Origin of the sequence: Aeromonas sp. FL131 (assembly GCF_049860615.1) — a bacterium.
Taxonomy (GTDB): domain Bacteria; phylum Pseudomonadota; class Gammaproteobacteria; order Enterobacterales; family Aeromonadaceae; genus Aeromonas; species Aeromonas hydrophila.
Genome location: NZ_CP187595.1, coordinates 4,952,501 through 4,965,551 on the forward strand (window position 1 = coordinate 4,952,501; position 13,051 = coordinate 4,965,551).

General features: G+C 58.8%; 10 protein-coding genes and 2 rRNA genes (1 of these 12 only partly in view). 6 read left to right on the forward strand and 6 right to left on the reverse strand.

What is annotated here, in order from left to right; translation table 11 throughout:
* From ACPW75_RS23015 to ACPW75_RS23035, 5 genes are all read left to right on the forward strand, one after another.
* A 23S ribosomal RNA gene (locus ACPW75_RS23015) occupies positions 1–2,412 on the forward strand (it extends 477 nt beyond the left edge of the window).
* 78 nt (positions 2,413–2,490) lie between these two features.
* A 5S ribosomal RNA gene (rrf, locus tag ACPW75_RS23020) occupies positions 2,491–2,605 on the forward strand.
* 294 nt (positions 2,606–2,899) lie between these two features.
* Positions 2,900–3,217 (forward strand): PTS system regulator TmaR, encoded by a 318-nt coding sequence (gene tmaR / locus ACPW75_RS23025; RefSeq protein WP_016352207.1) that lies wholly within the window; start codon positions 2,900–2,902, stop codon positions 3,215–3,217.
* Between the two features lie 121 nt (positions 3,218–3,338).
* Positions 3,339–4,676: an IS4-like element ISAeme15 family transposase gene (locus ACPW75_RS23030; protein ID WP_024945976.1), complete on the forward strand. Its 1,338-nt coding sequence runs from the start codon at positions 3,339–3,341 to the stop codon at positions 4,674–4,676.
* Positions 4,677–4,875: 199 nt separating this feature from the next.
* Positions 4,876–7,959: a transglycosylase domain-containing protein gene (locus ACPW75_RS23035; protein WP_011707626.1), complete on the forward strand. Its 3,084-nt coding sequence runs from the start codon at positions 4,876–4,878 to the stop codon at positions 7,957–7,959.
* A gap of 86 nt (positions 7,960–8,045) precedes the next feature.
* Here ACPW75_RS23035 and yjgA read toward each other — a convergent pair whose 3' ends face one another.
* Positions 8,046–8,570 (reverse strand): ribosome biogenesis factor YjgA, encoded by a 525-nt coding sequence (gene yjgA, locus ACPW75_RS23040; protein WP_010635921.1) that lies wholly within the window; start codon positions 8,568–8,570, stop codon positions 8,046–8,048.
* A 113-nt stretch (positions 8,571–8,683) separates the two neighbouring features.
* Here yjgA and pmbA point away from each other — a divergent pair, with 113 nt between their 5' ends.
* Complete coding sequence (gene pmbA / locus ACPW75_RS23045; RefSeq protein WP_011707624.1) at positions 8,684–10,027, forward strand: metalloprotease PmbA; 1,344 nt, start codon at positions 8,684–8,686, stop codon at positions 10,025–10,027.
* Between the two features lie 85 nt (positions 10,028–10,112).
* On the opposite strand, the gene murA is transcribed toward pmbA, so the two are convergent.
* From murA to mlaD, 5 genes are read right to left on the reverse strand one after another with little or no spacing between them, the layout of a single operon-like run.
* Positions 10,113–11,369: a UDP-N-acetylglucosamine 1-carboxyvinyltransferase gene (gene murA, locus ACPW75_RS23050; RefSeq protein ID WP_011707623.1), complete on the reverse strand. Its 1,257-nt coding sequence runs from the start codon at positions 11,367–11,369 to the stop codon at positions 10,113–10,115.
* A 17-nt stretch (positions 11,370–11,386) separates the two neighbouring features.
* On the reverse strand, positions 11,387–11,644 hold the full coding sequence (gene ibaG, locus ACPW75_RS23055; RefSeq protein WP_005306001.1) for a BolA family iron metabolism protein IbaG: 258 nt from the start codon (positions 11,642–11,644) through the stop codon (positions 11,387–11,389).
* A complete protein-coding gene (locus ACPW75_RS23060; RefSeq protein WP_077095258.1) occupies positions 11,644–11,916 on the reverse strand; it encodes an STAS domain-containing protein in 273 nt (90 codons plus the stop codon). Before ACPW75_RS23060 ends, ibaG begins: the two co-directional genes overlap by 1 nt.
* Positions 11,913–12,545: a phospholipid-binding protein MlaC gene (gene mlaC / locus ACPW75_RS23065; RefSeq protein ID WP_043160671.1), complete on the reverse strand. Its 633-nt coding sequence runs from the start codon at positions 12,543–12,545 to the stop codon at positions 11,913–11,915. Before mlaC ends, ACPW75_RS23060 begins: the two co-directional genes overlap by 4 nt.
* 9 nt (positions 12,546–12,554) lie before the next feature.
* Positions 12,555–13,046 (reverse strand): outer membrane lipid asymmetry maintenance protein MlaD, encoded by a 492-nt coding sequence (gene mlaD, locus ACPW75_RS23070; RefSeq protein WP_011707620.1) that lies wholly within the window; start codon positions 13,044–13,046, stop codon positions 12,555–12,557.
* Positions 13,047–13,051: the final 5 nt, after the last annotated feature.

The following is a 13,051-nucleotide window of genomic DNA, read 5'->3' on the forward strand; positions in this document are numbered from 1 at the left end:
CCCTGTGAGGGGAGTGAAATAGAACCTGAAACCGTGTACGTACAAGCAGTGGGAGCCCTTCGGGGTGACTGCGTACCTTTTGTATAATGGGTCAGCGACTTACATTTTGTAGCGAGGTTAACCGTATAGGGGAGCCGTAGGGAAACCGAGTCTTAACTGGGCGTCTAGTTGCAAGGTGTAGACCCGAAACCGGGTGATCTAGCCATGGGCAGGTTGAAGGTTGAGTAACATCAACTGGAGGACCGAACCCACTAACGTTGCAAAGTTAGGGGATGACCTGTGGCTGGGGGTGAAAGGCCAATCAAACTCGGAGATAGCTGGTTCTCCCCGAAAGCTATTTAGGTAGCGCCTCGGACGAATACTACTGGGGGTAGAGCACTGTTTGGGCTAGGGGGTCATCCCGACTTACCAACCCCATGCAAACTCCGAATACCAGTAAGTAATATCCGGGAGACACACGGCGGGTGCTAACGTCCGTCGTGAAGAGGGAAACAACCCAGACCGCCGGCTAAGGTCCCAAAGTTCTGGTTAAGTGGGAAACGATGTGGGAAGGCTCAGACAGCTAGGATGTTGGCTTAGAAGCAGCCATCATTTAAAGAAAGCGTAATAGCTCACTAGTCGAGTCGGCCTGCGCGGAAGATGTAACGGGGCTCAAACCAGGCACCGAAGCCGCGGATTCACGCTAAGCGTGAGTGGTAGGGGAGCGTTCTGTAAGTCTGCGAAGGTGTGTCGAGAGGCATGCTGGAGATATCAGAAGTGCGAATGCTGACGTAAGTAACGATAAAGGGGGTGAAAAGCCTCCTCGCCGGAAGACCAAGGGTTCCTGTCCAACGTTAATCGGGGCAGGGTGAGTCGACCCCTAAGGCGAGGCCGAAAGGCGTAGTCGATGGGAAGCAGGTTAATATTCCTGCACGACTTGTAATTGCGATGGGGGGACGGAGAAGGCTAGGTGGGCCAGGCGACGGTTGTCCTGGTGAAAGTGCGTAGGTGGTGTTTCTAGGCAAATCCGGAGACACAACACTGAGACACGAGACGAACGCACTACGGTGCGGAAGCCATTGATGCCCTGCTTCCAGGAAAAGCCTCTAAGCTTCAGATTACAAGTCATCGTACCCCAAACCGACACAGGTGGTCGGGTAGAGAATACCAAGGCGCTTGAGAGAACTCGGGTGAAGGAACTAGGCAAAATAGAACCGTAACTTCGGGAGAAGGTTCGCTCTTGACAGTGAAGTCCCTTGCGGATGGAGCAGTTGGGAGTCGCAGTGACCAGATGGCTGGGACTGTTTATCAAAAACACAGCACTCTGCAAACACGAAAGTGGACGTATAGGGTGTGACACCTGCCCGGTGCCGGAAGGTTAATTGATGGGGTTAGCGCAAGCGAAGCTCTTGATCGAAGCCCCGGTAAACGGCGGCCGTAACTATAACGGTCCTAAGGTAGCGAAATTCCTTGTCGGGTAAGTTCCGACCTGCACGAATGGTGTAACCATGGCCATGCTGTCTCCACCCGAGACTCAGTGAAATCGAATTCGCCGTGAAGATGCGGTGTACCCGCGGCTAGACGGAAAGACCCCGTGAACCTTTACTACAGCTTGGCACTGAACATTGAACCTACATGTGTAGGATAGGTGGGAGGCTTTGAAGGCGTGACGCCAGTTGCGCTGGAGCCGTCCTTGAAATACCACCCTTGTATGTTTGATGTTCTAACGCAGGCCCATGAATCTGGGTCGCGGACAGTGCCTGGTGGGTAGTTTGACTGGGGCGGTCTCCTCCCAAAGAGTAACGGAGGAGCACGAAGGTTGGCTAATCCTGGTCGGACATCAGGAGGTTAGTGCAATGGCATAAGCCAGCTTAACTGCGAGACGGACAGGTCGAGCAGGTACGAAAGTAGGTCATAGTGATCCGGTGGTTCTGAATGGAAGGGCCATCGCTCAACGGATAAAAGGTACTCCGGGGATAACAGGCTGATACCGCCCAAGAGTTCATATCGACGGCGGTGTTTGGCACCTCGATGTCGGCTCATCACATCCTGGGGCTGAAGTCGGTCCCAAGGGTATGGCTGTTCGCCATTTAAAGTGGTACGCGAGCTGGGTTCAGAACGTCGTGAGACAGTTCGGTCCCTATCTGCCGTGGGCGTTGGATGATTGAAGGGAGTTGCTCCTAGTACGAGAGGACCGGAGTGAACGAACCTCTGGTGTTCGGGTTGTCACGCCAGTGGCACTGCCCGGTAGCTAAGTTCGGAATCGATAACCGCTGAAAGCATCTAAGCGGGAAGCGAGCCCTGAGATGAGTCATCCCTGACCCCTTGAGGGTCCTAAAGGGCCGTTGGAGACCACAACGTTGATAGGTGGGGTGTGTAAGCGCGGCGACGTGTTGAGCTAACCCATACTAATTACCCGTGAGGCTTAACCATACAACACCCAAGAAGTGTTTCGAGCCTTGTGACAAATACGAAACTACTTACATCAGCTTTCACAGATTGAAGAATTTGCCTGGCGGCCATAGCGCCGTGGAACCACCTGAACCCATGCCGAACTCAGAAGTGAAACGCGGTAGCGCCGATGGTAGTGTGGCATTCGCCATGCGAGAGTAGGACACTGCCAGGCACCCAACACGAGAAACCCCGCTCATCTGAGCGGGGTTTTTTATTGCCTGAAATTCGTCTTATCTCACCCCTGGAATGTCCCTTCAGATGGGGAGCCTGTGCTGCTTTCCACCCTGTTGTTCACTCGACTCTCTCGTGCCGAAACCCGGTGTCAGGCCTGCAATTAGGGTTGTATCTGCCTCATAACTCGGTAGAGTAAAGGCATCTTGGGTTGGCCCGTACTCTCTCATGCTGGTTTCTTTAGTACGGATGCAACTTGGCCTGCTTTTATCAACCTTACGTCAGTGGTATCGATATGGAACAAGTAAACAAGTCCACCTTCAGCGATGTACTGGAATATGTGCGTATGTCCCGTCGTCAGAACAAACTCAAGCGTGAAATTGCGGACAACGAGAAGAAGGTCCGTGACAACCAGAAGCGGGTGTTGCTGCTCGACAACCTGAGCGATTACATCAAACCGGGTATGAGCATCGATGAGGTGCAAGCCATCATCGCCAACATGCGGGCTGATTATGAAGAGCGTGTGGACGACCACATCATCAAGAATGCTGAGCTGTCCAAAGAGCGTAAAGAGCTGAGCACCAAGCTCAAGGCGATGAGTTCCAGTAAATAAGCCTGTTCACTGTCTTCTCAAAACACCGGCCATAGGCCCAATGCTGATCAGTTAAGGATCCATTGACCGATCCTTCTGCTGTAGGACAATCCGGAACCAATCACTGGTTCCGGATTTTTTTATGTCTATTGCAAACGATCTGAACGATGTTGTTGAGGCATCTGGCGACATGCTGGCTCGGCTGGCCATTTTTGCCGACCATATTCCCGACGAATGGATTACTGCCGCTGCCGCCTTGTCTGAAAAGGCCACTATCCGCCGACGCCGCTTACCTTCTGATATGGTCTTGTGGCTCGTCGTGGGGATGGCCTTTTTCCGCAATGAGCCTATCTCCGAGGTCGCTCGGCGCCTCAACATCTGTGCAGAAGGGTTGGCCAATGATGCCTTGCTCGCGGACAGTGCCCTGTCTCAGGCCCGTCAGCGACTCGGCAAACAGCCGCTCGAGTGGCTGTTCAAACAGTGCGCCGATGTGTGGGGGCGGGAACGTTATCCTGAAGACCATTGGCACGGTTTACAGGTCTTTGCCATCGATGGGGCCCTGTTCCGAACCCAGGATATGCCTGAACTCAGAGCACATTTCGGCTCGGGTAACACCTCAACCAACCGGCAGACACCCTACCCGATGCTGCGGTTGGTCACGCTCATGAATGTCCGCTCGCATGTCATTGCCAACGCGGCCATCAGCCCGTACCGCAAAGGGGAAATCCCCCTGGCCAGCGAGTTCATTCACTCATTGCCGGACAAGTCAGTGACCCTGCTGGATAAAGGCTTCTTCGGTGCCGACCTGTTGCTGCGTATTCAGGCCGAAGACACCGACCGTCACTGGCTCATCCCGGAACGCAAGGGGCTGGTATACACGGAACTTGAGCGCTATGGCGACGGTGACCGTCTGTTGCAAATGACGGTCTCGCCTCAGGCTCGCAAGAAAAACCCGGCGTTGCCGACACACTGGCAAGTTCGCGCAGTGACCTATGAGGTGGCAGGCAAGGAGAAAACGGTCTTTACCTCCCTGCCCGTGGCGCGATTCAGCGCAGCTCAGGTGGCGACCCTGTACCACGAGCGCTGGGAAATCGAGCTGGGATACCGGGATATCAAAAGCGCGATGCAGCACAACGCCATCACGCTGAGAAGCAAGAAAGTGGACTTGGTCTATCAGGAGCTGTGGGGATTGCTGCTTGGATACAATCTGGTCAGGCGGGAGGCCAGCCAGGCCGCCGTAGCCCATCAGCGAGCGCCCAATGAGGTGAGCTTTAAGTTTGCCTGTCATTTCATCGCGAACCAGATGGCAGTGATGGCGGGCGCGTTATCGCCAGCCCATACGCCACGGAGGTTGGCGGAGTTGCGGGGCTGCATAGGCGTCATGTTCATAGAAAAACGCCCCAGGCCATCGAGACCCAGGGCGGTGAAGATATCAAAGACCCGTTTTCCGGTAAATCGCAATGCGGCTCCGCTTAAGTGAACAGCATTGCGGCCATAGGCCGGTGTTTTGCTTTCTGTCATCAGCTCGGATCTCTCACCGCGCTGCAACAATCGGCTCCCCTTTTTATGATCGCCCTGTTACCATCACTACAAAGCGGTCAATAGTTTTCAAGCCATTGACTTGAAACGACTAAGCTTGAGTGAAACACAATAAATTGCGCAACCATGGTGGGGCTGATATGGGCGCATCAGAACAGACGGATTTGAACAAAGTGGCATCTCAGGATTCATCTGTCCCAAGCGCGGACGGCAAGTACAAGCGCAAGCGTCGTTCCTGGTGGCGCTGGTTGTTCTGCTTTTTCTTTTTGCTGTGCCTGGCTGCGGTAATTGCTCTGGTCGGTTATGAGATGCAGACTTCCCGCCTGCAATCGCAGGAGATCTCCCGCTATGCGGCCAAGCTGACCTATCAGGTCGAACCGGGCCCCAGCAAGCAGATTGCCTTCCCCGAAGACGGTCCCTTCGACAAGCGGCTCGGTTATGTGCTGTTGCCCATGATGCAGGAGCGCTTGCTGCAACGGGGTTATCAGGTCAGCGAGCAGGTACATTTCTCCGACGCCTTGTATGACTACGCCAGTCGCGGCTTTTTCGTGCCTTATACCGAGAAGGTGCAAGCCGGCCTGACCCTGCATGACTGTCGGGCGGAACCCTTCTATCAATTCAAGTATCCGACCCACTATTACCCGGATTTCGCCTCCATCCCGCCGCTGGTGATCCAGTCGCTCTTGTTCATCGAGAACCGCGACTTGCTCAGCAATGAGCAGCCACTGGCCAATCCGGCCGTGGATTGGCCCCGTTTTGCCAAGGCGGCCATGTCGCAGGTCGGCAAGGCGCTCGATATGCAGGATCAATCGGCCGGCGGCAGCACGCTGGCGACTCAGGTCGAGAAGTATCGCCACTCGCCGGATGGCCTGACGCTGTCACCCACCGAGAAGATCCGTCAGATGGCGTCCGCCAGTGTGCGGGCCTACCGGTTGGGCCCCAAGACGCTGGAGGCGCGCAAGCTGGTCGCCTGGGCCTACCTCAACTCGGTACCGCTCTCTGCGGCTCCCGGCTATGGGGAGGTGCACGGCCTGGGGGATGGTCTCTGGGTATGGTTTGGCGCCAATGTGGACGAGGTAAACCGGCTGCTGGATCCTGCGCGCAACCAGGATGCCTCGCTGGCGGAGCAGGGCCTGGCGCTGCGCCAGGTGGTCTCGCTGATGATCGCTCACCGTCGTCCCTCCTACTATCTGGCGCAGGGGCGTGATGCACTGGCGACCCTGACCGACAGCTATCTGCGGCTGTTCGTACAGGAGGGGATGATCACGCCGCCGCTGATGGAAGCCGCGCTGAAGGCCAAGATCTCGTTCCGTGATTTCTTGCAGTCCCCGGCGGTGACCAAGGTCAACAACAACAAGGGCCTGCAAGTTGCCCGCACCCGTCTGAGCCGTCAGCTCGGGGTGCAGCTCTATGATCTGGACCGACTCGATCTGACGGCCGATACCAGCCTCAACATGCCGCTGCAAAATGAGGTCTCTCGCTACCTGCAGCAGCTGGCCGATCCGACGTTTGCAGCTCAGGTAGGGCTGTTTGGTGAGCGCCTGCTCTCGCCGGAGAAGACGGGAGACGTGAAGTACAGCTTCACGCTGTTCGAGAAATCCCCGCAGGGCTTCAAGGTGCGGGTGCAGACCGACAACACGGATCAGCCGTTCGACATCAACGAGGGCAGCAAGCTGGAGCTGGGGTCAACTGCCAAGCTGCGGGTGTTGACTACCTACCTGGAGATCGTCTCCGAGCTGCACGACAACTACGCGGACATGTCGGCCGAGAGCCTGCGTAAGATAGAGGTATCGGAGCAGGACAACATCAGCCGCTGGGCCGTATCCTACCTGATGACCGCCAAGGACAAGAGCCTGCCACCCATGCTGGAGGCGGCGCTCGATCGCAAATACTCCGCCAGCCCGAACGAGGGATTCTTCACCGGCGGCGGCATGCACACCTTCAACAACTTCCGGCGTGAGGACAATGGCCGCATCCCGGCCATTCGCGACGCGCTGCGTGAATCCATCAACCTGCCGTTCGTGCGTCTGATGCGTGACATAGTCCGCTACAGCCTCTACCGGGAGGGCAACCGTGCCCAGCTGCTCAAGGATGACAAGGATCCGCGCCGTACCGAGTATCTGGCCAAGTTTGCGGATAAAGAGGGGCAGACCTATCTGCTGCGCTTCTGGCGCAAATACCGTGGCAAGACTGCGGATGAACAGCTCGATACCTTCCTGGATGGTCTCAAGCCCAGCGCCGTGCGCCTGGCCGCAGTACACCGTTACCTGATGCCGGATGCGTCGCAGGAGACGTTCGCTGCCTTCCTGGCGAAGCGTCTGCCGCGGGAGAAGCTGAGCGATCGTCGTATCGAGCAGCTCTATACCAGCTATGGTCCCGGCAAGTATTCGCTGCCGGATCAAGGCTATATCGCCCGGGTGCACCCGCTGGAGCTGTGGCTGCTCTCCTATCTCAAGGAGTTCGACAAGGCGACTTTCGCCGATGCCGTCGAGGCGAGCCGGGACGAGCGGCAGGAGGTCTACAGCTGGCTGTTCAAGACCCGCCACCGCAGCGCCCGCGACAGCCGGATCCGCACCATGCTGGAGGTCGAGGCCTTCCTCGACATCCATCAACGCTGGGCCAGACTGGGCTACCCGTTCGATCACCTGGTGCCGTCGCTGGCAACGGCCCTGGGCAGCTCGGGCGACCGCCCTGCTGCGTTGGCCGAGCTGATGGGGATCATCCAGAACGGCGGTATTCGTGCGCCGACCCTGCGCATCGAGCATCTGTCGTTTGCCAAGGGCACGCCGTTCGAAACCGAGTTCCAACCGGCGCAGACCGAGGGGACCCGGGTGCTGCCGGTCGAGGTGGCCACCGCGCTGCGCAACGCGCTGTCGAAGGTGGTGGAAGGGGGCACGGCCAGACGGATTGCCGGTGCCTTCGCCCTGCCGGACGGTACCGTGCTGCAGATGGGAGGCAAGACGGGGACGGGCGACAACCGGATTGAAACGGTCGGCCGCTACGGCAACGTGACCAGCTCGCTGGCTCGCAACCGGACCGCCACCTTCGTCTTCTATCTGGGAGAGGATCACTTCGGCACCCTGACGGCCTATGTGCCGGGCAGCCAGTCCGACAAGTTCCGCTTCACCTCGGCCCTGCCGGTGCAGGTGCTCAAGGGGATGGCTCCGCTGCTGATGCCGTATCTGCAGCCAGGCACTCATACCCAGTGCATGGCGGGCAGCTGACAGTTGCAGCGACACGAAAACGGGGCCATATTGGCCCCGTTTTATTTCGTACTGTTCATCGCCGGTCGGCGACGGTGAGTCATCACTTACAGCAGATCTTCGATCTCGCCGCGCAGATACTGGTACATCTCGCGATAGGCCACCGGCGGCTTGTTCAGCTCCCGCTCCTTGTTGGCGGTGCGGATCAGCTGGCGCAGCTTCTGACGGTCCAGTTCGTGGAATTGGGACATCAGCTCGTTGAGGGCGCTGTCGCCTTCATTGATCAGCCGCTCACGCCACTGCTCCAGCCGGTGCAGGCGGGCGTTCACGGTGGAGTGGCGATTCTTGATGATGGAGAGCGCCTCGACGATGGGCTCCACATCGCGGCTGCGCATCAACCGGCCGATGAACTGCAGGTGGCGACGGAAAGACTCGTCCTTCTTCGGCTTGAGCTTGCGGCCCAGCTCGACCGCTTCGGCCAGCTCTTCATCCAGCGGGATCTTCTCCAGCTCGCTGTGGCTGAGGGAGACGATCTCTTCCCCCATCTTCTGCAAGGCTTCGGCATCGCGCTTGAGCTGGCTTTTGCTGGGGCCCCAGTCTTCCCACTCGTTGTCGTCTTGATATTGACTCATCGGTCTCTTGATTCCTGTCATTCACGTTTGGTGGATATGTTACCAGCTTCTCCCGCTGGGCGCAGGGGTCTGATATGCTTAGCCCCTTTCCTTCCTTCATACAGATGTGAGTTATGGATCAGCAAGACCAAATCCGCCAGGATCAAGCCCATCTTGAAGCCGTAGTTGCCGAGGCCCTGGAGATTGCCAAGGGACTGGGCGCCGGGCTTGCCGAAGTCTCCATCAGCAAGCAGACCGGGTTGTCGGTGAACACCCGGGGTTGTGAACTGGAAAGCATCGAATTCAACAAGGACGGGGCGCTCGGCATCGCCGTCTATCGCGATGGCTGCAAGGGTTCCTCCTCCACCACGGATCTGAGCCCGTCAGCCATTCGTGCCGCCGTCGAAGCGGCCATGGAGATTGCCCGGCACACCTCGCCAGATGCTTGCGCCGGTCTGGCTGATGCCGAGCTGCTGGCCTGGGACGCCCCGGATCTGCAACTGTGTCATCCGATCGAGCTGGATCCGCAGCGCGGCATCGAACTGGCCATCGAATGTGAACGACTGGCGCTGGGCCGCGATACCCGCATCAAGCACTCCGACGGCGCCGGTTTCTCCAGTCACCTCGGCATCAAGGTGTATGGTAACAGCCATGGCTTCGTCAAAGGCTACGCGGCATCGCGCAACTCCCTGAGCTGCGTGCTGATCGGCGAGCAGGACGGCGACATGCAGCGCGATTACGGCTACTCCTCCAGCCGTACCTTGGACGGGCTCTGGAGCCCGCAGCGCATCGCCGACGAGGCGGTGGAGCGCACCCTCTCTCGTCTGGGGGCCCGCAAGATCAGCACTCGCCACGCTCCCGTGCTGTTCCATCCCGATACGGCGGCCGGTCTGTGGGGTCATCTGGTGATGGCCATCAGCGGTGGCAATCTCTACCGCAAGTCGAGCTTCCTGCTCGACAAATTGGGCAAGCAGATCCTGCCCGAGTGGCTCACCATCCAGGAGTTCCCCCACCTGTTGGGGGGGCTCGCCAGTACTCCGTTCGATGGCGAAGGCGTGCTGACCCGCGACATGGACATAGTGCGCAATGGCGAGCTGATGAGCTGGCTACTTACCTCCTACTCGGCCCGCAAGCTGGGGCTCACCACCACGGGCCACGCCGGCGGCATCCACAACTGGCAGGTTTCCAGCACCGGTCAGGATTTCAATGGCATGCTCAAGGAGATGGGCACCGGCCTGCTGGTGACCGAACTGATGGGGCAGGGGGTCAATATCGTCAATGGGGACTACTCCCGCGGTGCTGCCGGTTTCTGGGTGGAGAACGGCGAGATAGCCTATCCGGTCGAAGAGATCACCATCGCCGGCAATCTGGCCGAGATGTTCAGCCATATCGTGGCGGTGGGCAGCGACGAAGATGAGCGCTCCAGCCTCAAGACCGGCTCGGTGCTGGTCGAGAGTATGAAGCTGGCCGGCCACTGATCCCGGCATCAGCGGATTGCAGCCATGAAAAAGGCCCCTCGCAGTGCGAGGGGCCTTTTTGTATCGGCGTGCGCAGGGGCGGCAATCAGCCCTTGATGCGCTCGATGCGGCCGCCGAGGCCTTGCAGCTTGTGCTCGATGTCTTCGTAGCCACGGTCGATGTGGTAGATGCGATCGACGATGGTGGAGCCTTCGGCGACGAAGCCGGCCAGCACCAGACTGGCGGAGGCGCGCAGGTCGGTCGCCATCACCTGGGCACCCTTGAGCTGCTGGGTGTCGCGGCAGATGGCCACATTGCCCTGCAGTTCGATGTCGGCGCCCATCCGCACCAGCTCGGGTACGTGCATGAAACGGTTCTCGAAGATGGTCTCGGTGACCATGCCGGTGCCCTTGGCCACCGCGTTCAGCACGGTGAACTGGGCCTGCATGTCAGTCGGGAAGGCCGGGTAGGGGGCGGTTTTGATGGTGACCGGCTTGAGGGTACGGCCAGTCATGTCGAGGGTGATCCAGTCTTCACCCTTCTCAATCAGGGCGCCAGCCTCTTCCAGCTTGACCAGTACCGCTTCCAGCAGGGTCGGGTCTGTCTTGCGGCAGGTGATCTTGCCGCCGGTGACCGCTGCACCCACCAGGAAGGTACCGGTTTCGATACGGTCGGGCTGGACGCTGTAGCTGCCGCCATGCAGACGCTCGACACCGTCGATGGTCAGGGTGTCGGTGCCCGCGCCCTGGATCTTGGCGCCCAGCGCATTGAGGAAGTTGGCCAGGTCGACCACTTCCGGCTCGCGCGCGGCGTTTTCGATCACGGTGCGGCCGTCAGCCAGGGTGGCGGCCATCATCAGGTTCTCGGTACCGGTGACGGAGACCATGTCCATCAGGATGTGGGCACCCTTCAGGCGGCCGTCGACACGGGCCTTGATGTAACCATCCTCGATGGCAATCTTGGCGCCCATCAGCTCCAGACCGTGCACGTGCAGGTTGACCGGACGGGCACCGATGGCGCAGCCACCGGGCAGGGAGACGTCAGCCGCGCCGAAACGGGCGGCCAGCGGGCCCAGCGCCAGGATGGAGGCGCGCATGGTCTTTACCAGCTCATAGGGGGCGACATGGTTGTTCACCGCACCGGTCAGCACGGTGACGTTGCCGTTCACCTTGGTGGTGGCACCCAGCATCTCCAGCAGCTTGATGGTGGTACCCACGTCTTTCAGGCGCGGCACGTTGGAGAGGTGGATCTCCTCATCACACAGCAGGGTGGCGAACAGGATCGGCAGAGCGGCGTTCTTGGCGCCAGAGATGGTCACTTCGCCGTTGAGAGTACAACGACCATCGATCTTGAATTTGTCCATTTACGTTTGATACCAAATCAGGAGGGCAGTAGGAATTTACGTTCGCGTTTCCACTCGGCATCGGTAAAAGCCTTGATGGAGAGTGCGTGAATGGCGTTGCTGGCGATCTTGTCCATCAGCGGGGCATAGATGGCCTGTTGCTTCTTGACCCGGCTCATGCCGTCAAACATGTCGCCGACGGCGATCACTTGGTAGTGACTGCCGTCCCCTTTGACATGGACTTCGGACAATGGCAGAGCCTCGAGGAGTATCGCTTCAATTTCAGAGACTTGCATTATGCGTCCTCAGTTGTGAGCGGGGTTGACTGAAACAATCCGGCCACCCCGTAGAGGTTGGCCAGGGTATAAAAATCAGTGGAGGCGCCCACCAGTTGCGGTGTGGCGCCTCGTGCCAATGCGGCTTTGGCCCATTTGACCAGCAGGGCAAGCCCTGCCGAATCCAGGGTGCTAACATCGCTAAGCTCGATCTGGTCTTCCTGCCACCAGTCGGCCCGCCGTTGCCACAACTCAACGACCTGGGTCGCCTGCAGCTCGCCGCTCAGTCTCATTTCTTGAGCACCAGCGGCTTGGCATTGTGGGCGCGCAGCTGGGCGATCACCGCATCGATGCCGTTCTGGCGGATGAGGCCGCCCAGCTCGTTCTGCTTGGCAGAGAGCAGGCTGATCCCTTCGGCGACCATGTCGAAGGCTTTCCATTCGCCGGTCTTGTTGTTCTTGCGCAGTTTGAACTCGAGGAAGATGTCCGGCTTGCCGGCCTCTTTCACGCTGACGTTGACCGCGGTGATGTTGCTGTCACCGGCGGCCTTGCCCGGCTCGACCTTGACGGTCTGCTTGTCGAAATGGGCCAGGGCGTCGGCGTAGGAGCTCACCATGTACTCGGTGAACACCTCGACGAAGGCGTCACGCTGGGCCGGGGTGGTCTGCTTGATCTGGTTGCCGAGCACCTTGTAGGCGGCGAAGCGGTTGTCCACGTAGGGCAGCAGCTCTTCGCGGATGATCACCCGCAGGTGATCCGGATTGCTCTTCACCTGAGCCTGATCGGCCTTCAGGCGGGCGAAGGTCTGCTTGGCCGCCTGATCCACCAGGGCATAGGGATCGGTGGCATCGGTGGCTTGCGCGGTCAGGGAAAACAGTATGCTGGTCATCAGGCCCAGCAGCAGGGCGATCTTCTTGAACATGGTTACTCCTTACTTGCTGTCTGATTTGGTGTCGGAAGACTGGCTGTAGAGGAACTTTCCAATCAGGTCTTCCAGCACAATGGCGGATTTGGTGTCTTCAATCATGTCGCCATCCTTGAGCATGCTGGTGCCCATCTCCTCATCGGTAAAGCCGGGCATCAGGCCTATGTACTGCTCGCCGAGCAGCCCCGAAGTCAGGATGGAGAGGGTACTGGTCTCGGAGAACTCGCCGGCGCTCTTTTGCATCTGCAAAGAGACGATCGGCACCTGGCTCTTGGCGTCCAGAGTGATGTCGCTGACCCGACCGACCACCACGCCGCCCACCTTGACCGGTGAGCGTACTTTCAGGCCGCCGATATTATCGAAATGGGCGCGCAGGGTATAGGTTTCTCCTTCCGGTTTGAAACTCAAACCTGCCACTTGCAGTGCCAACGCCAGAATGGCACCGATGCCGGCCAGCATGAAAGCGCCAACCAGGAATTCTACTTTGCTGAACTTCATCTTTA